General features: G+C 71.7%; 23 protein-coding genes and 4 pseudogenes. 14 read left to right on the top strand and 13 right to left on the bottom strand.

Features of this window, described 5'->3' with window-relative positions; translation table 11 throughout:
• Nucleotides 1-852 carry a serine hydrolase gene (locus ACFQ9Z_RS37340; RefSeq protein ID WP_383030729.1) on the bottom strand — a complete coding sequence of 284 codons (852 nt, stop codon included), beginning with the start codon at nucleotides 850-852 and terminating at the stop codon, nucleotides 1-3.
• Nucleotides 853-1134: 282 nt separating this feature from the next.
• On the opposite strand from ACFQ9Z_RS37340, the gene ACFQ9Z_RS37335 reads away from it, so the two are divergent.
• The 6 genes from ACFQ9Z_RS37335 (at nucleotide 1135) to ACFQ9Z_RS37310 (ending at nucleotide 6254) form a co-directional block, all read left to right on the top strand.
• Nucleotides 1135-1995, top strand: a complete 861-nt coding sequence (locus ACFQ9Z_RS37335; RefSeq protein WP_383030725.1) for an STAS domain-containing protein — start codon at nucleotides 1135-1137, stop codon at nucleotides 1993-1995.
• A complete protein-coding gene (locus tag ACFQ9Z_RS37330) occupies nucleotides 1992-2360 on the top strand; it encodes an STAS domain-containing protein (protein ID WP_143640272.1) in 369 nt (122 codons plus the stop codon). The genes ACFQ9Z_RS37335 and ACFQ9Z_RS37330 overlap by 4 nt, the downstream gene beginning before the upstream one ends.
• A complete protein-coding gene (locus ACFQ9Z_RS37325; protein WP_383030721.1) occupies nucleotides 2357-2773 on the top strand; it encodes an anti-sigma regulatory factor in 417 nt (138 codons plus the stop codon). The genes ACFQ9Z_RS37330 and ACFQ9Z_RS37325 overlap by 4 nt, the downstream gene beginning before the upstream one ends.
• Nucleotides 2761-3810, top strand: coding sequence for an ATP-binding SpoIIE family protein phosphatase (locus ACFQ9Z_RS37320; protein WP_383030717.1), 1050 nt, complete (start codon nucleotides 2761-2763; stop codon nucleotides 3808-3810). Before ACFQ9Z_RS37325 ends, ACFQ9Z_RS37320 begins: the two co-directional genes overlap by 13 nt.
• A 336-nt stretch (nucleotides 3811-4146) precedes the next feature.
• Entirely contained in the window at nucleotides 4147-4653 is a 507-nt protein-coding gene (locus tag ACFQ9Z_RS37315) for a PP2C family protein-serine/threonine phosphatase (RefSeq protein ID WP_383030713.1), read from the top strand.
• Nucleotides 4654-5357: 704 nt separating this feature from the next.
• The gene (locus tag ACFQ9Z_RS37310; RefSeq protein WP_383030710.1) at nucleotides 5358-6254 is read left to right on the top strand and encodes a calcium-binding protein; all 897 of its coding nucleotides are present in this window, start codon (nucleotides 5358-5360) and stop codon (nucleotides 6252-6254) included.
• 101 nt (nucleotides 6255-6355) lie between these two features.
• Here the strand turns inward: ACFQ9Z_RS37310 and ACFQ9Z_RS37305 are convergent, their stop codons facing one another.
• The gene (locus tag ACFQ9Z_RS37305) at nucleotides 6356-6766 is read right to left on the bottom strand and encodes an OsmC family protein (protein WP_383030708.1); all 411 of its coding nucleotides are present in this window, start codon (nucleotides 6764-6766) and stop codon (nucleotides 6356-6358) included.
• Between the two features lie 290 nt (nucleotides 6767-7056).
• Here ACFQ9Z_RS37305 and ACFQ9Z_RS37300 point away from each other — a divergent pair, with 290 nt between their 5' ends.
• The gene (locus ACFQ9Z_RS37300; RefSeq protein WP_383030706.1) at nucleotides 7057-8019 is read left to right on the top strand and encodes a ferritin family protein; all 963 of its coding nucleotides are present in this window, start codon (nucleotides 7057-7059) and stop codon (nucleotides 8017-8019) included.
• A gap of 187 nt (nucleotides 8020-8206) precedes the next feature.
• Here ACFQ9Z_RS37300 and ACFQ9Z_RS37295 read toward each other — a convergent pair whose 3' ends face one another.
• Together ACFQ9Z_RS37295 and ACFQ9Z_RS37290 are read right to left on the bottom strand one after the other, a co-directional pair.
• Nucleotides 8207-8662: a nuclear transport factor 2 family protein gene (locus ACFQ9Z_RS37295; protein WP_383030703.1), complete on the bottom strand. Its 456-nt coding sequence runs from the start codon at nucleotides 8660-8662 to the stop codon at nucleotides 8207-8209.
• Between the two features lie 257 nt (nucleotides 8663-8919).
• Nucleotides 8920-9492 carry a GNAT family N-acetyltransferase gene (locus ACFQ9Z_RS37290; protein ID WP_383030700.1) on the bottom strand — a complete coding sequence of 191 codons (573 nt, stop codon included), beginning with the start codon at nucleotides 9490-9492 and terminating at the stop codon, nucleotides 8920-8922.
• Nucleotides 9493-9877: 385 nt separating this feature from the next.
• On the opposite strand from ACFQ9Z_RS37290, the gene ACFQ9Z_RS37285 reads away from it, so the two are divergent.
• On the top strand, nucleotides 9878-10276 hold the full coding sequence (locus tag ACFQ9Z_RS37285; protein ID WP_383030695.1) for a hypothetical protein: 399 nt from the start codon (nucleotides 9878-9880) through the stop codon (nucleotides 10274-10276).
• A gap of 103 nt (nucleotides 10277-10379) precedes the next feature.
• Here the strand turns inward: ACFQ9Z_RS37285 and ACFQ9Z_RS37280 are convergent.
• From ACFQ9Z_RS37280 to ACFQ9Z_RS37270, 3 genes and pseudogenes are all read right to left on the bottom strand, one after another.
• Nucleotides 10380-10477 (bottom strand): annotated as a pseudogene (locus ACFQ9Z_RS37280).
• 257 nt (nucleotides 10478-10734) lie between these two features.
• On the bottom strand, nucleotides 10735-11085 hold the full coding sequence (locus ACFQ9Z_RS37275) for a hypothetical protein (protein ID WP_383030693.1): 351 nt from the start codon (nucleotides 11083-11085) through the stop codon (nucleotides 10735-10737).
• Nucleotides 11086-11173: 88 nt separating this feature from the next.
• Nucleotides 11174-11371 (bottom strand): annotated as a pseudogene (locus tag ACFQ9Z_RS37270) (peptidase S41); the annotation flags it as partial.
• A 335-nt stretch (nucleotides 11372-11706) separates the two neighbouring features.
• Here ACFQ9Z_RS37270 and ACFQ9Z_RS37265 point away from each other — a divergent pair.
• Together ACFQ9Z_RS37265 and ACFQ9Z_RS37260 are read left to right on the top strand one after the other, a co-directional pair.
• Nucleotides 11707-12318, top strand: a complete 612-nt coding sequence (locus ACFQ9Z_RS37265) for a hypothetical protein (RefSeq protein WP_383030691.1) — start codon at nucleotides 11707-11709, stop codon at nucleotides 12316-12318.
• Between the two features lie 267 nt (nucleotides 12319-12585).
• Nucleotides 12586-13059 carry a hypothetical protein gene (locus ACFQ9Z_RS37260; RefSeq protein ID WP_383030689.1) on the top strand — a complete coding sequence of 158 codons (474 nt, stop codon included), beginning with the start codon at nucleotides 12586-12588 and terminating at the stop codon, nucleotides 13057-13059.
• Nucleotides 13060-13253: 194 nt separating this feature from the next.
• Here the strand turns inward: ACFQ9Z_RS37260 and ACFQ9Z_RS37255 are convergent, their stop codons facing one another.
• The 5 genes and pseudogenes from ACFQ9Z_RS37255 to ACFQ9Z_RS37235 all read right to left on the bottom strand — a co-directional run bounded on the left by ACFQ9Z_RS37255 (nucleotide 13254) and on the right by ACFQ9Z_RS37235 (nucleotide 18242).
• Nucleotides 13254-14000 (bottom strand): phosphotransferase family protein, encoded by a 747-nt coding sequence (locus ACFQ9Z_RS37255; protein ID WP_383030687.1) that lies wholly within the window; start codon nucleotides 13998-14000, stop codon nucleotides 13254-13256.
• Nucleotides 14001-14044: 44 nt separating this feature from the next.
• Nucleotides 14045-14302 (bottom strand): annotated as a pseudogene (locus ACFQ9Z_RS37250) (NADP-dependent oxidoreductase); the annotation flags it as partial.
• A 21-nt stretch (nucleotides 14303-14323) separates the two neighbouring features.
• Nucleotides 14324-16294: a YncE family protein gene (locus ACFQ9Z_RS37245; RefSeq protein WP_383030685.1), complete on the bottom strand. Its 1971-nt coding sequence runs from the start codon at nucleotides 16292-16294 to the stop codon at nucleotides 14324-14326.
• Between the two features lie 276 nt (nucleotides 16295-16570).
• Nucleotides 16571-16978: an STAS domain-containing protein gene (locus ACFQ9Z_RS37240; RefSeq protein WP_383030683.1), complete on the bottom strand. Its 408-nt coding sequence runs from the start codon at nucleotides 16976-16978 to the stop codon at nucleotides 16571-16573.
• A gap of 61 nt (nucleotides 16979-17039) precedes the next feature.
• Nucleotides 17040-18242, bottom strand: coding sequence for a PP2C family protein-serine/threonine phosphatase (locus ACFQ9Z_RS37235; RefSeq protein ID WP_383030680.1), 1203 nt, complete (start codon nucleotides 18240-18242; stop codon nucleotides 17040-17042).
• A 497-nt stretch (nucleotides 18243-18739) separates the two neighbouring features.
• Between ACFQ9Z_RS37235 and ACFQ9Z_RS37230 the strand changes: the two genes are divergently transcribed.
• On the top strand, nucleotides 18740-19054 hold the full coding sequence (locus ACFQ9Z_RS37230; protein WP_383030677.1) for an HAD hydrolase-like protein: 315 nt from the start codon (nucleotides 18740-18742) through the stop codon (nucleotides 19052-19054).
• A 99-nt stretch (nucleotides 19055-19153) separates the two neighbouring features.
• Entirely contained in the window at nucleotides 19154-21391 is a 2238-nt protein-coding gene (gene tkt, locus ACFQ9Z_RS37225) for a transketolase (protein WP_383030675.1), read from the top strand.
• A 710-nt stretch (nucleotides 21392-22101) separates the two neighbouring features.
• Here tkt and ACFQ9Z_RS37220 read toward each other — a convergent pair.
• Nucleotides 22102-22778: pseudogene (locus ACFQ9Z_RS37220) on the bottom strand (DUF6928 family protein).
• 201 nt (nucleotides 22779-22979) lie between these two features.
• On the opposite strand from ACFQ9Z_RS37220, the gene ACFQ9Z_RS37215 reads away from it, so the two are divergent.
• Both ACFQ9Z_RS37215 and ACFQ9Z_RS37210 read left to right on the top strand, forming a co-directional pair.
• Entirely contained in the window at nucleotides 22980-23660 is a 681-nt protein-coding gene (locus ACFQ9Z_RS37215) for a class I SAM-dependent methyltransferase (RefSeq protein ID WP_383030672.1), read from the top strand.
• Between the two features lie 126 nt (nucleotides 23661-23786).
• Nucleotides 23787-24158, top strand: a complete 372-nt coding sequence (locus ACFQ9Z_RS37210) for a hypothetical protein (RefSeq protein ID WP_383030791.1) — start codon at nucleotides 23787-23789, stop codon at nucleotides 24156-24158.
• Nucleotides 24159-24528: the final 370 nt, after the last annotated feature.

The raw sequence follows: 24528 nt of genomic DNA, 5'->3' as shown, positions 1-24528 counted from the left end.
CTAAAGATTCGCTTCACCACCGGGCTGAAGCCCGGTGCACTTCGAATAGACCCGGTAGCGCCGCCCGTCAGGGAAGGCGACCACGCCGGCGTCGTTGCTGACGCCACCCGGCACGGTGCCGGACTTGGACACGACCAGCACGTGCGGCCCGAAGCCGGCGGCGATCTTCCGGGTGAGCCGCTGCTGTCCCATCATCCGCCGCAGGTTCGAGCACGCCTCGGCGGGCCCGGCCTCGTCCCGCCAGACCGCGCGGAGCAGGGCGGCCAGGTCGTCGGCGGTCGCGCTGCTGATCCGTCCCGGCCGCATCCCCGGCGACGCCAGCACCCGCCGCCACATCGCCTCGCCCTCCTGCGGCGATCGGGCGTCCCGGACCCTCTCGGCCATCGCCTCCCAGCCGGCGAACCCGGCGGCGCGGGCCGCGCTGTCGAGCTCGTGCCGGATCGTGCCGGGCAGGTGGAAGCCGGTGAGGCCGAGCCCGGCCAGGCGCGCCCTGACCCGTCCGATGCCGACCCGGCGGATCAGCACGTCGGTCGCGGTGTTGTCGCTGATGGTCAGCATCAGCCGGGCGGTGTCCCGCAGCGAGATCTCCACCGGGTCCTCGGTGATGCACAGCCCCTGACCGCCCGGCGAGGCCTGGGCCGGCGAGACGGCCACTCGCTCGGCGGGGTCCAGATCTCCCTGCGCCGCCTGGCAGAAGAACTCCAGACCGATGGCGATCTTGAACGTGGACGCCGCCACCGCGAGCTCCCCGCCCGCCACCGACAGCCGCCCCGGCCCGTCGATCTCCCGCACGCTCAGGCTTCCTAGGCAGCCGCCGGCCGCGAACACCTCGTCAATCGTCTTTTCGATCATCCGCTCACCGTGGTGCCCGGCGGTCGCCTCGGGCGGGGACGTTCGCCATGAGCGTGCAGACCGGCGGCCGCCCGGCCACAGGCCGCTCTCCTCCCACCGGCCCGCACCGGGCACAGGCACCCGCCGCGCCCACCGCCGCCCCCGGGTTCTCCCGGCCCGGACGTGTTCTCGCTGCTCGTGGGGCTGCGGCCCGGGCCGGCGGGGTGCGCGGCCGACCCGGGCTCGGCGCCGGCGGTGTACGTGCGTTGCCGTATCGTCAGTGCGGCATATCCAATCGAACACATGGCGGGTTTAGTGGTGAACGAGGACAACGCGCAGAAGTTGGTCGACACGCTGGCGGCCCGTCATGACGACTTCATCGCGCGCTGGGTCAGGACCGTGGGCGAGTCGCTGCAGGGGCGGCTGAGCACGGCCGAGATGCAGCGCGAGCTGGCGGATCTGTACGGGGCCATCTGCGAGGCGCTCAAGGTCGGCGGTCTGGACGATCCGGGCGAGCACTTCGGCGAGGTCCGCAGCCTGCTGATCGAGCTCTCCCGCAACCGGGCCCGGCAGGGCTTCACGCCCAGCGAGACCGCGCGCAGCGTGCTGGCGCTCAAGGAGGTCCTCGAGCCGGAGCTGGTCAACGGCGAGGACGGCGCCCGCGTCTACCTCAGGCTGGCCCGGCTGCTCGACGACCTCGCCCTGCTGACGACGGAGGCGTACGTCAGGACACGCGAGGAGATCATCGCCTCGCAGGCCGAGCAGCTGCTCGAGCTCTCCACGCCCGTGGTGAAGCTGTGGGACGGCGTAGTGGGCGTGCCCCTGGTCGGCACCCTGGACTCGGCCCGCACCCAGGTCGTGATGGAAAAGCTCCTGCAGACCCTGGTCGACAGCGACTCCACGCACGCGATCATCGACATCACCGGTGTCCCGACCGTCGACACCCAGGTCGCGCAGCACCTGCTGAAGACCGTCGTCGCCGCCCGCATGATGGGGGCGCAGGCCACCATCTCGGGGATCCGGCCGCAGATCGCGCAGACGATCGTCGCCCTCGGTATCGAGTTCGGTGACATCCCCACGAACGCCTCGCTGTCCGACGCCCTGCGCCAGGCGCTCAAGGAGATCGCCCAGGACGCCGAGGAGAACGCGGGAGCCCTGCTGTGACCGACCGCGTTCCCGTACTGAAGATCGGTGACACGCTGCTGGTCTCCATCCAGACCGATCTGGAGGACCAGATGGTGATGGACCTGCAGGAGGACCTCTCCAGCCGGATCGTCGAGACGGGCGCCAGAGGCGTGGTCATCGACATCTCCGCCCTGGAGATCGTCGACTCCTTCGTCGGACGGATGCTCGCCACCAACGCGTCCATCTCCCGGATACTGGGGGCCGAGACGATCGTCGTCGGCATGCGGCCCGCCGTCGCCATGACGCTCGTCGAACTCGGCCTCTCCCTGAACGGTGTCCGCACGGCACTCAACCTCGAGCGCGGACTCAGGCTCCTGCGGCGGCTGACCGCGGGCCGCGCATGAGGAACTACGCGCAGGAAGCCGCGTGCGAGAGCGTGCCCGTCGCCAGCAGCACCGATGTCGTCACCGCACGGCAGATGGTCCGCGCCCTCGCACAGCGCAGCCGCCTGTCGCTGGTCCACCAGACCAAACTGGTCACGGCGGCGAGCGAACTGGGCCGCAACATGCTCATCTACGGCGGAGGCGGCGTCGTCCGGGCGGCGGCCGTCGGCGAAGCGGGCCGCACCGGGATCTTCGTGGAGTTCGCCGACCAGGGGCCCGGCATCCCGGACATCGACCTGGCCCTGACCGACGGCTGGACGTCCGGCAACGGCATGGGCCTCGGGCTGAGCGGCGCCAAGCGGCTCGTCGACGAGTTCGACATCGAGTCGGGACCGACGGGCACCACGGTGCGCATTGTGAAGTGGGGCCGGTGAACGCAACCCCGGTCTGCGAAGCCGGCGACGTCACGTGGCTGCGCGCGGACGTCGCCCTCGCGGCGGCCGCGCGCCGCACGGGCGGACACCTCGCCCGCAGCATCGGCCTGAAGGCCGAACGCGTCGCGCAGGTCGAACTGTGCGTGACCGAAATGGCCACGAACATCCTCAAGCACGCGGAGGACGGCGCCCTCGCCCTGCACGTGGTCCGCTCCCGCGACCGCGCCGCCGTGGAATGCCTGGCCCTGGACACCGGACCCGGCATGAGGGACGTCGGCGCGGCCCTGCGCGACGGCACCTCGGCAACCGGAACGCTGGGCATCGGCCTCGGCGCCATCGCACGGACCGCCGACAGCTTCGCCGTGCACACCCTGCCGGGACGCGGCTCGGTCGTCCACACCCGTTTCTGGACCGCCGACGGCCCGCCGCTGGACGCCGGCCCCGTCGAGGCCGGCGGTCTGACCCGCCCGATCGGCGGCGAACAGGTCTGCGGGGACACCTGGGCCGTGCGCACCGTGGCACGCGACGACGGTGAGGCCACGCTCGTGCTGATGTGCGACGGCCTGGGGCACGGGCCCCTGGCCGCCCGCGTCTCGGACCTGGCCCGCAGCGCCTTCCGCGAGAGCAGGGGCACCAGCCCCGGCGCCGTCCTGCAGGACGTGCACCGCGCACTGCAGGGAACCCGCGGTGCCGCGGTGGCGCTCGCGCTCATCGACGCCCGACGCCACCGCGTGGAACTCATGGGCGTCGGCAACATCAGCGCCCTGGTCACCGCCGAGGGCGGCCGCACGGGACTGCTGTCCCTGCCCGGCATCGTCGGCCTGCAGCTTCCCCGCCCCCGCACCTTCGACGCGGCGTTCCCGCCCGGCGCCGTGCTGGTCATGCACTCCGACGGCCTCAGCGACCGGTGGAAGCCCGCCGACTTCCCCGGTCTGTTCGCCCACCGCCCCTCCCTCGTCGCAGCCCAGCTCCTCAACCAGGCCGGCGTCCGCCGCGACGACGCCGGCATCGTCGTGGCCGGCCACAGGCGGCCGTGAGCAGCGGGCACGCCGCCCGGGAGCTGGTCACGATCGCCCTGCGGGAGGACCGGGACGTCTTCGCCCTGCGCCGGTTCAGCCAGTCCGCGTGCCGGGTCACGGGCATCACGGGCCCCCCTCTCGTCCGCCTGGCCACCGTGGTGAGCGCGGCGGGCGAACACCTCCTGGGCGCCGTGCGGCCGACCGCACGGCTCTCCCTGAGGACACCGGCCACACCATGCTGTCCGTACGCTTCCGCTGGCACGGACCGGCGCGTCCCCGGCCCGGGCCATCGACACACCGGCCGGCCTGGTCCTCGCCGTCGGCGACGTCGCCGGCCACTCCCTGGACGCCGCCATGGGGATGGGACAGATCCGCCACGCGCTGCGCGCCTACGCCACCGAGGGCCACCCGCCCCAGGCGATCCTCTCCCGCCTGGACCGCCACCTGACGACCGTCCAGCCCGGGGCCACCGTGACCCTGTGCGTCATCCTGGTCGACCACCGGTCCGACACCCTCCACATCGCCAACGCCGGACACCTGCCGCCCCTGCTGCGCGCCCCCGACGGCACCACCGCGTACGACACCGAGCACGGCCCGCTGCTCGGACTCGGCCTGCCCCACCCGCCGGCCCACCAGGTCACCGCACCGCCCGGAACACTCCTGCTGCTCGTCACCGACGGCCTGATCGAGCGCCGCCACGAGGACCTCCGGACGTCCCTCGCTTCCCTGGCCGACGTGACCGGCGAGGACTCCGCCGACCTCGAGGAGACCTGCACGCGCCTGCTGCAGCGGCTGTCCCCCGACGGAAACGACGACGTGGCCCTCATGGCCGTACGCCTCAACCCCGCCACCACCGCCTGACCGCGCCCCCCTGCCAAGACCGGAAGGGGCAGCCCCGTGGGCCGAGGCCGCCACCCGGCGCCGGCGTCCTCCGGGGGCGGCCGGGCCGCCCGATATAGCGCCGCGGATCGCCCAGGCGCTGGAGATGACCGGCATGACCGCCGACGCCGTCGTCCTCGGCCGCCCGACGGGCTCCGCCCCACCGTGCGCCCACGGGCCCCATGCGCTATAGTTGATCTTGAGGTCGCCGCCGGTACTCCGGTCGGCCGCCCGTGCGTTGGTGGTCCAAGGAAAGACGTCCCGCTTCCTGCGGGGAGATGCAGGTGCAAGGCCTGCCCGGCGCTCCACACCGACCCCGCCTCCACACACTGGAGGCGGGGTTTTCGCATGCCCGGCGCCCGGCAGCGGGCCCCGCCGCACGGGGGAAGGGCCGGCCGCGCCCCGGCACGCCACAAAGGCACCGCCCATGTCACTGAAGAAAATCCTCCCCGGACGGCTCGGTTTCGCCGGCCGCGCGAGCCGGGGTGCCGAAGAGGAAGAAGAACTCCCGCCGCCGGCCGACCGCCCACAAGCGACGGCCCGTGGAGTGCCCGGCTCCCATGGCGGCCGGCGGGCGGCTGGTGGTTTTCCCGCCCCGGCCGGGGCAACGATCGGACCGGTTCGGCAGTCGTAGGCAGTGATACACACCGGCCTCCCGCACCCGCCACCGACTGCCCGCGTGGGCGGTGGCCGGCAGCAAGGCCTGTCATCCCCGGGGAGGATCCATGAGCCGTTTCGCCGCACCGCCCAGCGACAGACAAAGGCACGGGCGTGACATCGTCCCGCTCACCGCCGCCTCACCTGCCGTACCGCGCAAGCCCGTCGGCCGCGTCACAAGCCGCGGCGTCGTGGTGGGGGCCGTCGCCGTTCTGCTGACGGCAGGGGGCGCCTCGGCCGGTGCCGCGCCCAGCGACCCGGAGGTCAGCGGCGCCACCGTCAACTCCGGACATGACGTCATCGTCGGCATAACGCACGACGTGCGGTTCCCGGTCACGGTCACCGGCTCGGACGACCCCGGCCTGGCTTTCGCCGACGTGGATCTGAAGGGGCCGCACGGCGGTTTCTACACCACCGACGCGTTCTGCGAGACCACGACAACATGCACGACGGTGTTCACCGTCAACGCCCACCCGGCTCCGGGCAGCGACGACCCGGTGGACCTGGCCAACGCCAACGCGGGAACGTGGTCGGTCGACGCCTTGGCCGATCTCAGCAACGGCGATTCCGTTTTCGCCCCCGGTGTGGGGTCGTTCGGCCTCAAGCGGGCCGCGTGGCTCACGGTCGACGCCTCACCGGAACCGGTGGCCAAGGGCGCTCGTATCACCGTCACCGGCAAGCTCGTGCGGGCCGACTGGGACACCTACCGGTATGCGGGATATGCGGGCCAAGCCGTGAAACTGCAATTCCGGCCGAAGAACAGCAGCACTTACACCACGGTGGCCACGGGGAACACCAGCGGCACCGGCACCCTTCGCACCACAGTCAAGGCAGTGAAGGACGGCTACTGGCGGTGGAACTTCACCGGCACCCGCACCACCGGCCCGGCCAAGGCCGCCGGCGACTACGTCGATGTGCGTCCCTGATCCGCTGAGCACACCGACCGTGCGCCCCCTCCTCGCGCTCCGCCTCGCCCCCTGCCTCCGGCCCGGGCCTCCGCCCTGTCGCGCGGAGCGCGCCTTGCCGCTCAGCCCGCCGAGCGGGTGACCGCGGCACCCTGGCGCAGGGCGCGGGGGATCTCGGCGACCTCGTCGACGGTCGCGATCAGTGCCTCGACGAGTGCCCGCGGCGCGTCGCTGTCGACCTCGACGGCGTAGGAGATGCCGGTCGACCGCCATCGGGAGGTGTCGAAGCCGCCCTCCGCCCGCACCCGGACACCCCGCAGTTCCACCCCGCCGGCCTCGGCCTCGCGGTAGAGGTCGTTGAGCACGCACGCCGCCACCGCCAGGTTCAGCACGTGGCCACCGGTGAACGCCGACCGCACCCCGACGCCGCCGGGCGTCCACCGGTGCGGGAGCCGGACGTCGTCGCCGTCTTCCGTGCCGTCTTCCTTCAGGAACGACCCCGCGCTCGCCACCACCGCGAACCGCTCGTCCATGACCTGCCTCCTGTGGCCGTTCGCCCAGCTGCAGCCCGCCCCGGACCCCTCCACGCATCATGGCGCAACCCGAGGTGATGAGGCGGGGACTTCGGATTCCCGGCGCCTGCCCTCCGCCGTAGGGGTCCGGCCGGTGAACCGGCACCTCGGACGCGGACGACGCAGCGCACACCGGTCACTCTTCGCGTTCACTCGGGTGGGTGACGTGAAGGGGCAGGGGCGGTCAGGCACGGGTGGCATGAGGAGGGGGCGTTCGCACCCAGAAGGGTGCCCCCCGGAAGGAGGACCTCGTGTTCCGCCATTCGACACGTACGCTCATGGTCGGTCTGTGCGCGCTGGCCGTGGCCGTGGCCGCTCCGGCGACGCCGGCCCTGGCCGGAGGCCCGCAGCCGGCGCCGCACACCGCCGGCCGGGCTCTCAACACGCAGACGTTCGCCGACGTCACCACCGCGATGAAGGGCGAGGCGTACGCCTACGCCGCCTACAACCTCTTCGCCGCCGAGGCCGACCGCCAGGGCCTTCCGGCCGTCGCCGGACTCTTTCGCAGCACGGCCCAGACCGAGCTGAACGAGCACCTGCGCGAGGCGGCCGCTCTGGCCGGGACCGTCGGATCGAACGCAGCGAACCTGCGTCAGGCCATCAACGGCGAGACCTACGAGCACCAGGTGATGTACCGCAGCTTCGCCGAGCGGGCCCGCGCCGACGGAGACCTCGCAGCCGCGAAACTCTTCAGCGAGATCGCCGCCGACGAGGGCCGTCACCGCGACGCCTTCCGCGCGGCCCTCACGGCCGTCACCGCCGGCCGCAGCACCGTCCCGGCGCCGCCGAAGGCCGACATGGTGCCCGTGCCCGCCGGGACGGCCAAGGTCAAGGCCGCCCGCACCAAGGCCAACCTGGACACCGCCCTGCACGGCGAGGCGCTCGCCCACGCCAAGTACATGCTCTTCGCCGCCTACGCCCGGCAGAGCGGCAACACCGCGCTGGCCCGCCTGTGGGAGGGCACGGCCAAGGTCGAACTGCAGGAGCACCTCGCCGGCGAAGCGGTCCTGGCCGGCCTGGTCCACACGACGAAGACCAACCTGCGCACGGCCGTCACCGGGGAGCACAACGAGGCGACCACGGTGTACCCGCAGTTCGCCCAGCGGGCCACCGCCGTCGGCGACACCGCCGCCGCCCGCTACTTCCGCAACACCGCCGCGGACGAGGCCAAGCACGCCGCGGCCGTCCAGAAGGCGCTCAACCAGCTGCGCTGACCGCCCCGGACCCGGGACCGGCCGCACGCGACAGGGCAGGGCGGTGGTCCGGCCGACCGAAGCCGCACCGGCGGGGCGGCGGCGCCGCTGACGGGGCGCGCCCGCCCGGCCGGACCACCGCACCGTCCGCCTTCCGTGCGGATGGCGCACGGAAGGCGGACGCGATGCGTTCACTCTCCGTGCCGCATCAGGCAAGGTCCGCACTGTCGCCGGGGCGGCGGATCGGGCCGGTCAGAAGGGCGGAATCCGTTCGGGCACGAGTCCGGCCTGGCGGAGGAGGCCGTAGAGGTCGGTCTCGCCCCCAGAACTCGGCGATCCGCCCTTCTCGCAGCCGGTAGGACTTGACTCCCGTCATCGTGAGGTCCCGGCCGCTGCGGTCGTGGGTGTAGGTGAGGGTGAAAGCCACGGTCACCCGGTCGCCGGCGGAGAAGAGGTCGTCCACCTGCACGCGGCAGTCGGACAGCCCCGCAGTCAGCACTGCCGCCTCGGGATGGCGCCGGCCCCGGCCGTGGAAGCCCGCGCCGTGAACGAGGACGTCCTCGGCGAGGAGTTCGTCGAACTCGGCGACGTCCTTCGTCTCGAAGACCCGGAGATAGCGGCGGACGACCTCGGCGTTGCGCTCGGCTTCGGCTGACTCAGGCATGGAGGGACCGTATCCGTCGGCCGATGGGACTCGCCAGGGCGCGCCCCCCTTGCCGGCCTCCGCTCGCACACACCGTGCCGGTGTGCTGGGGCACCACAACGGACCGGACGGGACGGGCGGTCCCGGGCACCGCAGGCGGGCCGCCGACCACGCCGCGGGTGCGCAACTCAACGCCGGGCGTGGCGGATCTTCAATCGTCCGAATCCCATGGTCTCGGAGATTCGGGGTGCGGACCGAAAGGCGGGCCGGTCTCGGTCCTAGCGGCCGGCCGTCGGCGTGGCCGTCGGGTGCCACTCGCGGCGCAGGAGGCCGAAGACCCAGGAGTCGGAGACGTCTCCGTTGACGACGCAGTCCTCGCGGAGGGTGCCTTCGCGGACGAAGCCGAGCTTGTCCAGGACCCGGGCGGACGCCGCGTTGCGGGTGTCGGTCTCGGCCTGGACGCGGTTCAGGTCCAGGTTGTCGAACGCCCACCGCAGGACGGCGTGCGCGGTCTCCGTGGCATAGCCGTGACCCCACGTGGCGGCATCGAAGACGTAGCCCAGGGACGCGCTGCGAAAATCCGGGTTCCAGTTGTTCAGGCCGCACCAGCCGATGAACCTGCCGTCGCAGACGCGGTCGACGGCCACCCGCGCTCCCGTGCCTTCCTCCTCGATCGTCCGGCAGGTCGCGATGAAGCGCTGGGCACGGGCCGGTTCGGTCCACGGCGGGGAGTCCCAGTAACGCAGCACGCGGGCGCTGCTGTGCAGCGCGTAGAGCGGCGCCGCGTCGGCGTCGGTGAACGGCCGCAGCCGCAGGCGGGCGGTGTGCAGCTCGGGGGTGGGCAATGCCATACGGGGCATCCTGCCGCGTCACGCTCGCCCCCGGCCATCCGTTTGTCCGGCCGGCCGGGGGCGCGCGGGTTCCCGGTGACGCCGGACGCGCCGCATGGGCGGTGGGTCCGCGTCCGGCGCCCGCGTGATCATCACTCTGGCGGCCTGGGGCGACTCCCGCCTCACCCCCGAGCAGCGCAGCATGATCCTGATCGGCTCTTCAGCCACCGATCCCGTCCGCCCGCCACGAGCGGCCGGACGGGCACACGCATCCACGACCACGCACACTGGCCGTAGTGGTGGAACATTTCAGGTCACTGAGGCGCCTGCACGCTGCTGACGCACACTCTCGGGGTGCCTCGCCGGGCAGGAGGAAGGGGGTTACCTCCCAATGCCGGAACACACCGTGACAGCGCCCGGGACCGGCTGGGTGGCCAGATGGGCAGGAGCGCTGCTGTGCCTCGTGGTGGCCGGGATCCATGTCGTGGACCAAGGCGGCATCACCACCACGCGGGACCCCTATTACCTCGGCATCGCCTACCACGTCCTGGAGGTCGCGGCCGTGGTCGCCGCCGTGCTGCTCCTCGCCAATCGTGTCCGAGCGGGATGGCTGCTGGCGGCAGGGGTCGCCGCCGGCCCCCTGCTGGGCTACGTCCTCTCCCGGGGACCGGGCCTGCCCGACTACCGCGACGACATCGGCAACTGGACCGAGCCGCTCGGACTGGTCAGCCTCGCCGTCGAAGGCGCCCTGCTCCTCCTGGCCGTTGCGCTTCTCGCCCGCAGCCGGCGCCGCGGGCCCCGCTGACGACGCCGGCCGGCCCGTCCCAGCCGTGGCGAACGCTTCGGGGCGGCCTCGGCCGACCGGGACTGTCCGGGCCCGCGTCGAGCAGGCCATCGCGCGACGACACTGGCGGAGAGGGCAGGATTCGAACCTGCGTGGGCCCCGAAAGGCCCGACCGTGAGGCATGCTCGCTGGTCCCCGATCAACCGCTCCGGGCACCTCTCCCTGTGTCCGGCCCCGGGGTGTTTCCCCGCGCCGTTCACGTGAACCACTTTGGCAGGGCCCCCTGACGCATGCCTGACGCCTTGCTGACGGGGGCGGCTCGGTGCCGCACCGGAGCGAAGGACGGCCGGGCGGGAGCGAAGGACGGCCGGGCGGGAGCGAAGGACGGCCGGCCCGGTCGCCTCCTCGCCCGGGCGGCGGGGAGAGGACACCGAGCAGGCCCGGCGGACGCGCGCCGCCAGGCCCACCGGGACGAGCGGCTACCGGTCGTGGCGGCGCAGAGCGGCGAGCGCCTGTGCGAAGGCCGGGTCCTGCTGCCTCAGACCGGGCTTGATGACCTGGCTCACCGTCTCGTCCAGCACGGCGCTGTTGCGCGCGTAGGCGGGGCCGGCCTCGTCGTAGCCGCCGAAGCCGGAGATCCGCAGGTAGCCGGTGCCGTCCGGCAGCCGGGCGTAGCCGATGCGGCCACCCGCGACGTTCCGCAGCCGGGTGCCGCCCAGATCCCGCTGTTCGACGTACCGCTGGGCTCGCTGATCGAGTGCGGGGGAGGGGACCGTGATGCCGGGCCGGCCCTGGGCGAAGAACCCGGTGCCATCCGCGTCGAGGAACACGTGAAGCGTCGCGCGGCGGCAGCGCCAACGACCGCAGCAGCGCGAAGAGTTCGGCATCCGTCATCCCGTCACGGACCTTCGGCCGGTGACGGTTCCTGACCGCCCGCCAGTCGATGCCCTTGGCGGTGAGGAAGGGATGGTTCTCCTCGAAGGTCCGCCAGAAGGTGTCGAAGGTCGCCCGTGCTCCCACCGGTGCCCTCTCGGCGCACCGGCCGGGCAGCTCCGCAAGACGCACGCCGCTGCGCCCGGTGCGCCGTAAGCCGCCGACCCTCGCGCGGACGTCCATGCCTGCGTGAAGCACCGACCGGGCTGTGCGGCCTGTCGGCGGGCTCCGGCGCGGCCCCGCCCTAACACGGCTCAGTCCATCGGGTCTGCAGCGACGCGCCGCAACGACACGAGTGAGAAGGCGTCAGAATGTCACCTGGAAAGCCTAATAGTATGTCAATCAGCCTTTTTGCTAACTAATGTGATGATTCGTCAGTTCGTGTCAAGGGCCGGAAAATACCCTGTTCGGAGCCCAATCGCCAGTATTCCGATATGCCTGTCATGTCGCTTGTGGGTAAATTCGCTCACGAGTCGGCCGACGGGTCGGCGTCTCTCTGTACGACAGGAGATGGTGAGATGAAGCTTCGTTCGACTGTGGTCACGGCCGCTGTGTCGGCCGCCGCGGCCCTGGCCGCGACCGGTATCACCTATGCCTCGGCCGCCTCCGCTCCGGCGCCCCAGGAGGCCCCGGCCGCCGTGGCCGCCGCAACCGGCAACGGCAACGGCAACGGCAACGGCAACGGCAATGGCAACGGCAACGGCAACGGCAACGGCAACAACAACGGCGGTAAGGGCAACGAGGGCAACAACAGCAAGGGCAACGAGGGCCGGGGCAACGAGGGCCGGGGCAACGAGGGCCGGGAAGAGGGCAACGAGGGCCGGGGCGAGAAGAAGGAGGAGGGCCGTATCCAGGTCAACGAGCGGACCTACTGGGCCCACCCCGGTGACTGCATCACGGTGCTCAGCGGCCTGGGCGCGAAGACCCTGAACATCCGCAACGACAGCCGCAAGACCGTCGAGGTCTTCCGCGGGGCGGTCTGCGACAACGGCGCGCCCATCGCCACCGTCGGACGCCACAGCTCCGCCTACGGCGTGCGCCCCGGCCACATCGAAGACGTCGAGGTCAAGGACGGTGTGTTGGCCAGCTTCCGCGTGGTCAAGCGTCACCACGGCGAGGACGAGTACTAGATCGCGGCCCGTCGTGTGACTGTCAAGGCCCCGGCCCGCCGGAATCGGGCCGGGGTCCCAGTTTGGCCCATGTGCGGGGCGGTCACGTCCCGCACAGCCCTGCCGGCGCCGGATGCCGGGCATGCGGCATCCGGCGCCCGCGCGGCCACCCTTCCCCTTCACAGGTGCGCCCACCTGCGGTTTTGTGCCCGCCGACGGGTGCCCCGGGGCGGCCGCCCAGGCTGTCCGGCCGGTGCTTTCCCGGTCCGCAAACGGGTGAGGAGTGACATGAGCATCCGCCTGGTGGAAGACGTCAGCGACGGCACCTGCGTCCTGGACGGCCTCACCGTCACGCTGACCCCGGCGCTGCCCCGGCTGGGACACCAGGCCTGCTGGGAGATGAAGGGCCACCTCAAAGAGCCCGTCGACCTGACCCGGGTCACCTGCAACGTGATCATGAAATTCGGGCCGGTGAAGATGCTCGAGAGAAACTACGGGCTGCCCGACCTGCTCGAGAGCCTGGGCGCGAGGCTCTCGGGTGACCTGAGGCCGGCTGCCGGACCGTGGCAGCAGACGTGGAACCTCCAGCTCCCCGAAACGGTACCGGTGGCCGAGCACCGCATCCTGCTGCGCGCCCGCACGGACAGCGGGCAGAACTTCCTCGCACTGGACATCGCCCTGGACTTCAGTCACAGGTTCCGCCCGTTCCCGGCGAGCGGGAGAGAAAGCTCACCCGTGCTGCACGGCTCACACCGCCGCTGACTCAAGACGGCCGGGGCGCGCACGTCGAGCGCGGCCCTGCGCGCGGCGGGGGAGTGACGGCAGCGGTGACCACGATCCCCGGCTCTGCCCGGGCCCGCGACGGTGGCGCTGGACGCGTCCGAGGGCCGAAAGCGGGAGGGCGCCCGCTGCCCGCTGCGTCAGAACGCATACCTGCCTGTCGGGCCCGCCCCGTCTCACATCCGGGATCTCAGCACGTCGACCTCACAGCCCGGCGCGAACGGGTCGAAGCCGTGCTCGACCAGCCAGCGAACTGTCAGCAGGCTCCGCAACGACCACCACGCGTGGATCACGTCGAGGTCGATGCCGGCGCCGTAGCCGGCGACGACGTCGTCGAGGTGCTCCTCGTGGCCGAGCGTGAAGGTGGCGAGGTCGTACAGGGCATCACCCTGGCCCGCCTCGGACCAGTCGATGATGCCCGTGACCTCGTCGCCGTCGACGAAGACGTGATCGATCTGCAGGTCGCCGTGCGTGAACGCCGCAGTCCACGGCCGGAGCGCCGCCTCGGCGACCCGGCGGTTGCGGGTGACCAGACCGGCGGGCAGGACGCCGTTCGTCACGAGCAGCTCGCACTCGGCGTCGAGTTCCGCCGCCAGCGCGAGGATGCTCCGGCCGGCCTGACCCGGACGGGGCGGCAGCGGCGCGTCGTGCAGCTTGCGGATGACGGCGCCTGCAGCGGCCCACGCTTCAGGCGAGCCGGTCGACGGCCCGCCGAGACGCCCGAGTGTCGTCCCCGGGAGCGCGGCGGTCGCGAGCACGGACGGCTTGCGCCACAGAACCCGCGGAGTCGGGACCGGCGCCGAAGCCATCGCCTCGAACTCGCCATCGAGGCGCCCCGGATCGGCGTCCACCTTCAAGAACACGTCACCGACCCGCAGAGTCGCCCGCTCGGAATGGGCGACGACGACCTCGACCTCATCCACGGCCGACCAGTATCCCGGGGACGACCGCCGACGTCGCCGGATTTATCGCGCGCACCGAGATCGGCGATGGGGACCACCTTCTGCGGGTCCCCGGTCAGTTCGACGAGCTCGCGGATCACGCCCGAGCCGGCCAGGTCGAGGGCTGCGCCGACGCGGCCGAGCCGCCGCACCCGCTCGGCCCAGCCCTCGCCGTATGCCGTGGCGAGGGCGCCCAGGCCGCGCAGACAGTCCTGGCTGGCCGCCCCAGCGGTTGCGATCGTCGTGATGCCGCGGTCGCGGGCGATCCGCAGCACCGCAGGGACGAGACGTGACCGCCCGGGCGGTCAGTTGGTGAAGGTGAAGTACTTCCAGGCGCCGTGCGTGGTGGAGTTGACGCTGTCGCCGGAGGAGCCGTTGACGTACGACGAGCGCATGCGGGCGCGGACGCCGGCTGTGCCCGCTGCCTCCAGGCGCACGGCCGACTTGCCGCCTGCTCCCAGGGCGAAGTACTCCGCGCCGGAGTCGTGCCAGGAGCCCTGGTAGTAGACCTGGAGCTGGAAGCGCTGCTTGCGGCCGGCGTAGTAGGTCATGGTCGTGGTGAACACCGGATCGGTGTTCTTGTGGAAGTAGTAGTAGGTGGTGGAGCCGATCCGGCCCGTCTTGTAGTGCTTGGAGACGGTGGTGGAGACCTTCACCTGGGCGTACGCCGTGGATTTCACGGTCTTCGACGCATAGCGGGCGTCGCCGGCGAAGACCGCGGTGACGGCGGTGTCCCGGGTCATGTCGACGGTCGCCGACAGGTTGCCGCTGGAGTTGACCTTGGCGGTCTTCAGCAGCTTCTTCGGCTTGTCGGAGCCGAAGGGGTCCGCGTAGAGCGAGACGGTGCGGTTCTTGTACGTCGTGCCGAGGTGCGCGGTGAAGGTGACGTCCTTGCCGTACGCGTACAGCTTGCCGTTGTTGTTCAGGGTCAGCGACGTCGCCTTGCGTGAGACGGCCACCGCGTCCGAGCCGGAGGCCGGTGCGTGCGTGGCGTCGCCCGCGTAGGAGACCTTGTAGGTGACCTTTCCGCCGGCGGGCGGGGTGTCGGTGAAGGAGAAGCCGCCGTCCGCCTTCGTCGTGACGGCGGCCAGTGCCCTGCCGTTCGGGAAGTCGACGTCGGTACGGGTCACCTTCAGGGCGGTGCCGGCGGCGAGGGGGGTCCTCGAGGTCAGCTTGCCGGTGACGGTGAGCTTCTTGCCCCGTTCCGACGTGCCGGGGGCCGACACCTTGAGGGTGGGCAGCTCCTTGGTCGGGTCGGTCAGGGCGCGCAGGGTGTACGTGCCGTAGGTGTTCTCCGAGACGGCGAAGACCCGGCTCGAGTCCGGCGCCCAGGCGAGCGCTCCGTCCACCAGGGTGTCGGCGCCGCTGCTGTTGCCGGTGTTGGGGAAGTCGTACTCCCGCACCGGCACCGGGTCGCCGGGCCGGTGGATGTGGACGTCGGGCTCGTACCAGGAGGAACTGCCGCCCGCGACGCTGCCGTCGGGCGCGACCCGCACCGCGTTCGGGTAGGCGTCGATGGGGTAGCCCGGCCGCTCGGTGAGATCGGTGGCCGAGTAGGCGCCGAGACCGTAGCCGTACTCCGGGTCGCCCCACGAGGTGAGGACCTGCTCGCCGTCGGGCGTCAGGTCCAGCTGCCGCACGGCGGTGTCCATGCTGCCCTTGACCCGCAGTACCGCCCCCTCGGCCGAGACGTCGTACACGGCCAGGCGGCCACCGTTGCCGGCCACCAGGACGCCCGGCACGGCCGGGTCGGACGCCAGGAACATGCCGAAGGCGCCGGAGAAGTCGACGTCGCCGCGCTGGGCGAGGTGCACGACGGGTTCGGGGCCGGAGACGTCCAGCGAGCCGAAGTCCGTGCCGTGGGCGAACCAGATCCGGCCGTCCACCACCTCCAGGTCGCCGGGAGCCGCGCCCACCGGATAACTCGCGGTCTGCGTGTACGTGCTCGTCTCCACCGAGATGATCCGATTGCCGTTCTTGACGGCCGCGTACACCTGTCCGGAGTCGGCGGACAGCGCCAGGCCGCTCACGCCGGAAAGGCCGGTGAGCGTCGCCTTCACCGTGCCGCTGTAGTCGGTGACGACGATCTTGCCGCCGGCCGGATCGGAGACGTAGACCCGCTGGTGGGCGCCGTCCACGATGATGTCGCCGACCGCCTTCACCGGAAGGACCTTCGCCGAGTCGGCCGCCGCCGGACCCGCCACGCCCGCTGTCAGGGACGCGGAACCGAGGACGACCGCGAGTGCCGTCGCGATCGAGATGCTGCGCCTGCGCACAGTACTGTGACCCCCCACAGAAGAAGCCCGGTGGTGTCCGGGCGGTAAGAAACGGGCGGCGCGTCCCCCTGCCCCCTGCTACGGGCGCCCGGACGCTGCCGGAGACGAAGCGTATGGCATGCCAGCGACAACCGGGTGCCCATGGTGCTCCCGCGTCGCCTGGAGACCGGCCGGCCGGTCTCCAACGGGAGTCCTCCCGGACGGGGCGGCCGTCGGTGAAGCAGGAAACCCAGCGGGCGACCGCTGGAATCCCCCGCCTTTAGGCGGGGGAGGAAGTCAAGTCTGCTTCCTGTGCGCGGCGGCGGCGGCGGCTTCGGCTTGCGCGGTGGGGCGGTCGGGGTGGATGTGGAAGACCTGGTTGACGCCGGTGAGGTCCAGCAGGTTCTGGACGGGCGGGCTGGGTGCGATGAGATCGATGGTGCCGTCGGTGCCGTGGACGGCTCGCCTGGCCTGGAGCAGGCAGGTCAGGCCGGTGGAGTCGATGAAGGACACTCCGGACAGGTCCAGCAGGAGAGCCGGGCGTGGTGGGCGCAGGAGTGTGTGCAGGGTCTGAGTGAGTTGGTCGCTGGTGTGGTGGTCGAGGGTGCCTTTCAGTGTGAGCAGGACGGTCTGGTCGGGCAGGGCCTCGGTGTGCAGGGTGAGCGTGCCCAGGGAGTCCGGCGGGGTGCTGTGGTGGTTGGGCATGGTCTGTTGCCTCCTTCTCCGCCGTGGGCCTTGTGTCTCGTCGTGCGCGGGGGTGTGGTCGTCAGGGGGTGAGGTTGTCCTGGTCGGGGTCGCGCCATTCGGCGAGCAGGACGGTGGCGTCGTCGTCGAGGTGGCCGTCGTGGTGGTCGAGGACGGAGTGGATCAGCCGGCGCAGTGTCTCGTGGACGGTGAGGCGGTCGGCGTGGTGTCGTACGAGGTAGTCGGTGAACCGTTCCAGGCCGAACTCCCGGCCGTGCGTGTCGCGGGCTTCGATGATGCCGTCGGTGTAGAGGACGAGCCGGTCGCCGGGGTGCATCTGGTCGTGGCTGACGGTCACCGGCAGTCCCAGGGCGACGCCCATGGGCCCGGCCGGCGGGCAGTGCAGTTCACTGGGCCAGCGGCCCGAGCGCAGCAGCAAGGGCAGGTGGTGACCGCGGTTGATCCAGGTCAGACGTCCGGTCGTCATGTCGAGATCGGCGAGGATTCCGGTGACGTAGCGGCTGGTGCCGAACTGCTCGGTCAGGACGTCTTCGATCGCCTGGGAGGTCTGCACGAGGTCGGCTCCCTGGCGGCGGGCGTTGCGGCAGGCGGCCACGGCCATGTTGGCGGTCAGGCCCGCTCGGGCGTCGTGGCCCATGGCGTCGAACATGCTCAGGTGCAGCACGTTGTCGGAGACTGCGTAGTCGAAGGCGTCGCCGCCGACCTCGTAGGCCGGTTCCGAGACCGCGGCGACGGTGGTGTTGCGGCCTGCATAGGCCGAGGGCGGGGTCAGATGCCACTGCATCTCGGCCGCGACAGTCATCGGTGCGGTGCGGATCAGACGTGCGTAGGAATCGCTGAAGTCCCGCTTGCTCAGCAACAGCAACGCCACCATCGATGCCAGTACGCGCAGCGCGTCCCCGGTGGCCTGATCGCCCTGGCCGGTGTCCACGCGCAGCACCCCGAGCCGTTCCACCCCGTCGGTGACGGGCACCCACCAGCGGCAGCGATGACGCCCGGATGCGGCTGGGGGCTCGGTGATCAGGTCCACTCGCCGGAAGGCCATCCCGGCCAGGGTCGCGTCGACGGCCAGCTCCGTGCCACCGCCACCGGCGTCGGCGCCCCGGCCGGTGACCTCACGCAATACCTCGCCCTGCACGTCCACGAGGAAGAACGCCACATCGTGCAGGCCCACCGGTTCGACACTGTCGACCACCATGCGGGGCAGTTCCTCCAACGCCGCCAGATGGCTGGCCAGCATCAGATCGGTCAGCGCACTGCTCACCTTCACAGGGTCGATCACAAGAAGACCCTCCCAAGCGCCTTCCGGCCGCCCACTCGCAGGACCGGGATCTACCGACTACCCCGTAGCGGCAACGCGGAGCACCGCCGGCCGGGCTGCGAGTCACGCTTCGCCTGATGCGCGCTGTCCTCGAACACCACGGCGGCCGCTTCGACGACGACGCCGTTCTGATGGCATGGCGCGGCGGCCACCAGCACAAACTCAATGCCCTGAGGGTGGTGGCCGCGGCCACGCGCCGGACCGAACGCATTGCGTCCATCTTCCGTGCGGAATGCGTACGGGACGCAAGTCCTCGGGTGTCTCGGCGCGCTGAGCGCCAGGCGGCGTCGGCCACACCGGTCCGGACGGCACCGGCGAGTGGGAGTTCACCGCCGACACCAAGGGCACGGCCACCGTCCGTACCGACGATCGCCTGGTCGGCTCCGCGGTCGGCTCCGCGGTCTCCGTGTGGGTACCGGGCCGGCGGGTAGCCGGTGAGCGTGACCGCATCCGCCATCGCCGTCCTCGACATCGACGGGACACTCATCGACTCCACCTACCACCACGCCCTCGCCCGGTACCGCGCACTGCGCCCGGTGGGCGAGATTCATCCGGTGTGGCGGCCGCACCGGATGATCGGGACGGGCGGCGACTCGGTGCGGGACGTTGAGGAGGCCAAGAGAGCGGGGATGCCGGCGATCGTCGTCCGCTCCGGCGGCTTCGGGGACGACGAGCTGCGGAAGGCCGGCGCCATGGCCCTCTATGACACCCCCGGCGAGCCCGCGAAGGCACTGGACGACACCCCACTCGCCTGACGCCCCCACCGTCGCCGGGCCCGCCCGGTTGCGGTGCCCGAGACCGGCCGCGCGGTGAAAAGCATCTACCGTCCCACCCCCAAGGGAGTACCGCCACCGATGACCGCCCATGAGGCAGACCCCGCCACCGAGGCGAAGAGCACCCGCCCCGAGGCTCCCGCCGAGGCCGCGAGTGACGCACCCACCGGCAACCCCTTCCAGCCGCACCCCACCCTCCCTGAGGGGATGGGCGATCTCGACCGCCGCGCGATCGACACCGTGCGCGTGCTGGCGATGGATGCCGTACAGAAGACCGGCAACGGCCACCCCGGCACCGCGATGAGCATGGCCCCCATCGCCTACCTGCTGTTCCAGAAGTGGCTGCGCCACGACCCGGGCGATCCGAACTGGGTCGGCCGTGACCGCTTCGTGCTGTCGATGGGGCACTCGAGCCTCACCTTGTACATCCAGCTCTTCCTCTCCGGCTACGGCCTGGACCTGGCCGACCTTCAGGCGCTGCGCACCTGGGGCTCTGCGACCCCGGGCCATCCCGAGGTCAACCACACACCGGGGGTGGAGACGACGACCGGCCCGCTCGGCCAGGGCGTCGGCAACGCCGTCGGCATGGCGATGGCCGCCCGCCGCGAGCGCGGTCTGCTGGACCCCGACGCCCCCGAGGGCGAGAGCGTCTTCGACCACACGATTTGGGCGTTCGCCTCCGACGGCGACCTGGAGGAGGGCGTCAGCGGCGAGGCGTCATCGCTGGCCGGCACCCAGGAGCTGGGCAATCTGGTCCTGGTCTACGACGCCAACCGGATCTCGATCGAGGACGACACCGACATCGCGTTCACCGAGGACGTCGGCAAGCGGTACGAGGCTTACGGCTGGCACGTGCAGCACGTCGACGACGGCGAGGACCTGGCCGCGGTCGACCGCGCGCTGGCCGCTGCCCGGGCCGAGACCGGCCGCCCGTCGATGATCGTGCTGCACACGATCATCGGCTGGCCCGCGCCGAACAAGCAGAACACCGGCGCGGCCCACGGATCCGCGCTGGGCGAGGACGAGGTCCGGGCGACCAAGGAGATCCTCGGCTTCGACCCCGACAAGACTTTCGAGGTCGACCCGGAGGTGCTCGAGCACGCCCGCCGGGTCGCCGAGCGCGGCGCGCAGGCGCACGCGACGTGGCAGCAGCGCTTCGACGCGTGGCGGGCCGCCAACCCCGACGGTGCCGCGCTGCTTGAGCGGCTGTCCACCCGTCGGCTGCCGCAGGGTTGGGCGGACGACCTGCCGGTCTGGGACGCCGATCCGAAGGGCGTGGCGACCCGGAAGGCTTCCGGCGAGGTCCTCGCCGCCCTGTACCCGGTCCTGCCGGAGCTGTGGGGTGGTTCGGCCGACCTGGCGGAGAGCAACAACACCGCGGTCAAGGGGGAGGCTTCGTTCCTGCCCGAGAACCGGCAGACCAAGATGTGGTCGGGCGGCCCGTACGGGCGCACGCTGCACTTCGGCGTCCGCGAGCACGCCATGGGCGCGATCATGAACGGCATCGCGCTGCACGGCGGGACCCGCGTCTACGGCGGCACGTTCCTCACCTTCTCCGACTACATGCGCGGTGCGGTGCGGCTGGCCGCGCTCATGCAGCTTCCGGTCACCTACGTGTGGACGCACGACTCCATCGGGCTGGGCGAGGACGGCCCCACCCACCAGCCCATCGAGCACTACGCGGCGCTGCGGGCCATCCCCGGCCTGGACTTCGTCCGCCCGGCCGACGCCAACGAGACCGCGGTGGCGTGGCGCACCATCCTCGAGCACAACGACCGCCCGGCCGGACTCGCCCTGTCCCGGCAGAACCTGCCCGTCTTCGACCGCACACAGTTCGCGTCGGCCGAGGGCGTCGCCCGGGGAGGCTACGTGCTGGCCGAAGCCTCCAGCGGCAGTCCTGAGGTCATTCTGATGGGCACCGGCTCCGAGGTGCAGATCGCCGTCGCCGCCCGGGAGACGCTGGAGGCCGACGGCATCCCGACGAGGGTCGTGTCACTGCCGTGCTGGGAGTGGTTCGCGGCCCAGGACCTGGCCTACCGCGAGCAGGTGCTGCCGCCTGCGGTGCGCGCCCGGGTGAGCGTCGAGGCTGGCGTGCCCATGGGCTGGCGGGAGTTCGTCGGCGACGCCGGCCGGATCGTCGGCCTTGACCACTACGGTGCCAGCGCGGCCTACACCGTGCTGTACGAGCAGTTCGGGCTCACCGCGGACGCGGTCGTCGCCGCGGCCCGGGAAAGCCTTGCCGCCGCCGAGGCACCGCCGCTAGCCCCCGTCGGCCCGGACAGCGCCGGCGTCCTGCAGGCCCCCACCGGCGATCGCTGACCCGCCCGCCCCGCCCCGCCGTGGGCGGGGCGGGCGCGGCGCACAGCGCCGACGGGTCGCCGCCGGCGTCGAGCGTGCGCCGAGCCGGTCGGACCCCCGCAGCAGGTCGCTGAAGCCCCCGGAGCCTGCCCCGGCACCCTCCGTCGGTGCCGTCCGGTGCCGTCCGGTGCCGTCCGGTGCCGTCCGGTGCCGTCCGGTGCGGTCGGCGGTCGCGGGCGTCGGGGTGTTCGGCGAGGGCGCGATCCACGGCAGACCGGTGGGCCGGCGTCCATGGCCCGCCGCGACGCCGTGACGGCGGTGGCGTTGTCGGACCCGTCTGCAAGGGTGGTCGGTGTGCGTGATGCGCCACCACCGCAGGTCCCGGTCGGCCCCCCTCGCCGGCGAGGCGCCGCGCGACGAACCGCAGGGTCCGCTCCGCCGTCTCGGCGGAACCTGCTGCCGTGGATGAGGCCGGCGTCATCGAGTCGGTGCAGCACCGCCTCATGCAGCCAGCCCCTGGAGCGGTTCCAGTTGCCGACTTATGCCCCTGATCTCAATCCCACCGAAGGGATCTGGTCACTGGTCAAGCGCGACATCGGCAACCTCGCCGCGGCCAACCTCGCGGAGATCACCCGGGCGGTGAAGCGCCGACTGAAGACGCTCCAGTACCGGCCGACGGTGGTTGACGGCTGTCTGGGCGCCACTGGGCTCAGCTTCCAGGAGGGCCTTGCTCAGTCCGCGGCCTCGTCCTGCGACGTCGCCGTCACGCGGAAGCCATGCAGCTCAACGCTCCAGATGTCCACCACCGGCTCGGGGGCGTCCTCCTCGTCCGAGAAGCCTTCGACGTAGAAGCCGAAGAACTCCAGCAGCGCTCGCTCGCCCAGCTCCAGCGGATGGAACGGCAGCGGGTATGGCTCCTCGTCCTCGAAGGGCGGAAAGGGCTCCACCGGGTGCCGGCCCTCCCAGTACGGCAGCTCGAACGGGAGCCGTTCGCCGATGTCCTCGATGACGCCGCTGTCCGGGGACAGGCTCAGTGAGCGTACGAGTTTGCCGTCGTCCCAGACTGCGAAGGCCAGCCAGTCGACGACGCTGTGCATAGCGTGGAGATAGAGGCGTCGGCCCCGGCCGCGACCAGGTGTTGCGGAAGTTCCGAGGGCCGGTCGAGCATGACCTCCTGGTCGCAGACCAGGTCAAGGCCCGACGCCGACAGCGCGCAGACGGTCCCCTCGGGCGGGTAGAGCGCGTCCGCCAGTTCCCAAGCCTCTTCGTCGTCCGCGTCTACGCGGTGACCGAGGCGAACCCGAGCAACCAGTGCCATAGCCCCGTCGATCTCACTCGTTGATACGTCTTGGAGCAGGTTGGCAATCGCATCGTCTGCATAGGCCAGCACTGCGGTCTTCGCTCCCATGCTCCCCGTCCTCGGTCTGTGTGAAGTCCTGCCGGGAGGCTACCGATCACCTCCGACAGACGACGAGCAGTCCACCCGATGCCCCGGCCGACATCACGAGTTCAAGTTCAGAAGCGCGCCAGGAGTCGTCTCTCGGACGCCGTTTTGCCGGAGCGGCAACAGGAGTGGCGTGACCGGGCCACGATGGGTGACGTTGGGCCCGTGACCGACAACATCACAGCGGGATCGCCCGCGTCCGACACTTCCTTGCCTGGCGACGGATACGTCGGAGACCCCGCGGTGCGGGCGGAGTGGGACAGCCGATACGCCGACCGACAACAGCTGTGGAGCGGCCGGCCCAACGGTGCGCTCGTGGCCGAGGTCGCCGGGCTCACGCCCGGGCGGGTGCTCGACGTCGGCTGCGGCGAGGGCGCGGACGCCGTCTGGCTCGCGCGCGGCGGCTGGGACGTGACCGCGCTCGAGGTCTCGGGCGTGGCGCTGGAGCGGGCGGCCGGGCACGCACGGGACGCAGGCGTCGCCGTTCGCTGGGTACACGCCGCGCTGACGGAAGCGGCGCTCCCGCCGGCCTCCTTCGACCTGGTCTCCGCGCAGTATCCAGCCCTGCTGCGCACCCCCGACGCCGCAGCCGAGCGAGCGCTGCTCGCGGCCGTCGCGCCCGGCGGCGTGATCCTGCTCGTCCACCACGCGGGGATGGACACCCAGCAGGCGCACGACAGCGGCTTCGACCCGGCCGACTACGTCTGGCCCTCGATGGTCGCCGCCCTGCTCACCGACGACTGGGAGGTGGAGGTGAACGAGCAGCGACCACGCGTGGCACCCGACGGCGGCGCCGGCGCGCACCACACCGACGACCTGGTGCTGCGTGCGCGACGGCTGCGCTGAGCCTCTTTCGCTCACAGCAGGCCCGACACCGGCCACCCAGGTCGGGCGTGCGGGTACCCGGGGCGTCCCTAGCGGTGCGGAGCGCGCACGATACTGTCCGCCGCGCTGTGCGAGCTGCTTACCGCCGTGGGGGAGATCGCCGGCCTCGCCCCTCTCGACGAACGCCTCCACGCCTTCGCCAACGGCCTCGAACGAGACATCGCCGCCGTCACCGCCGGCCTCACACTGCCGTGGAGCTCCGGTGCCGTCGAAGGCCACGTCAACAGGATCAAAATGATCAAGCGTCAGATGTACGGCCGGGCCCGTACCCACGCGCAGGTCCGTGACGTCCCCCGCACCCCAGCCGTTCCCCCCGCCCGCACCGGCCGACGGCCCGCAGCCCTCGACGTGCTGCACCACCGATATTGCCGTCACCTGCTGATCGCCTCGGTGATCGGACGCCTGTCGCTGGGTATGGCGCCCGTCGCCCTGATCCCCAGGCGGACGGCGACTCCCTGACGAGCGCCGGCCTGCTGGCCGGCCTGCGCATCAGCATCCCGCCCCCTGGAGAGGGATGGGCCGATCACGTGTACGCATTTCCGGGCTGCGCTCTGCCCCCCGTTCCGGGTGGAGCATGCCCGGCGGGAAGGCTGATTTTCCGGCTCTCCGCGTGACGCCACCCACGAGAGGCAGGTCACGTCCTAAGCGGGATCGTAGGGCCGCAGAGCGGTCTGACGCGCAGGAAAGCCACGGAATGACCGAATTGCGCAGTTTCTACGCTCTTGGGTAGTAGGTCACATTCTTGCTTCCTGTTTTCGCGGTCGCTAACCATGTCTCTCGTCGCCGCAAGCAGCGGGTCGGGCCGGGCGGGACCGCCGGGGCCGTCCTT

It is taken from the genome of Streptomyces sp. NPDC056580, from assembly GCF_042793175.1.
Lineage (GTDB): Bacteria > Actinomycetota > Actinomycetes > Streptomycetales > Streptomycetaceae > Streptomyces.
This window is presented reverse-complemented; position numbering and strand designations above follow the sequence as displayed.

What these genes read in the sequence shown, in the direction of transcription:
- ACFQ9Z_RS37340 (WP_383030729.1), bottom strand. Translation starts at nt 852, where the DNA reads ATGATCGAAAAGACGATTGACGAGGTGTTCGCGGCCGGCGGCTGCCTA.
- ACFQ9Z_RS37335 (WP_383030725.1), top strand. Translation starts at nt 1,135, where the DNA reads ATGGCGGGTTTAGTGGTGAACGAGGACAACGCGCAGAAGTTGGTCGAC.
- ACFQ9Z_RS37325 (WP_383030721.1), top strand. Translation starts at nt 2,357, where the DNA reads ATGAGGAACTACGCGCAGGAAGCCGCGTGCGAGAGCGTGCCCGTCGCC.
- ACFQ9Z_RS37315 (WP_383030713.1), top strand. Translation starts at nt 4,147, where the DNA reads ATGGGGATGGGACAGATCCGCCACGCGCTGCGCGCCTACGCCACCGAG.
- ACFQ9Z_RS37305 (WP_383030708.1), bottom strand. Translation starts at nt 6,766, where the DNA reads ATGGACGAGCGGTTCGCGGTGGTGGCGAGCGCGGGGTCGTTCCTGAAG.
- ACFQ9Z_RS37295 (WP_383030703.1), bottom strand. Translation starts at nt 8,662, where the DNA reads ATGCCTGAGTCAGCCGAAGCCGAGCGCAACGCCGAGGTCGTCCGCCGC.
- ACFQ9Z_RS37290 (WP_383030700.1), bottom strand. Translation starts at nt 9,492, where the DNA reads ATGGCATTGCCCACCCCCGAGCTGCACACCGCCCGCCTGCGGCTGCGG.
- ACFQ9Z_RS37265 (WP_383030691.1), top strand. Translation starts at nt 11,707, where the DNA reads ATGAAGCTTCGTTCGACTGTGGTCACGGCCGCTGTGTCGGCCGCCGCG.
- ACFQ9Z_RS37260 (WP_383030689.1), top strand. Translation starts at nt 12,586, where the DNA reads ATGAGCATCCGCCTGGTGGAAGACGTCAGCGACGGCACCTGCGTCCTG.
- ACFQ9Z_RS37240 (WP_383030683.1), bottom strand. Translation starts at nt 16,978, where the DNA reads ATGCCCAACCACCACAGCACCCCGCCGGACTCCCTGGGCACGCTCACC.
- tkt (WP_383030675.1), top strand. Translation starts at nt 19,154, where the DNA reads ATGACCGCCCATGAGGCAGACCCCGCCACCGAGGCGAAGAGCACCCGC.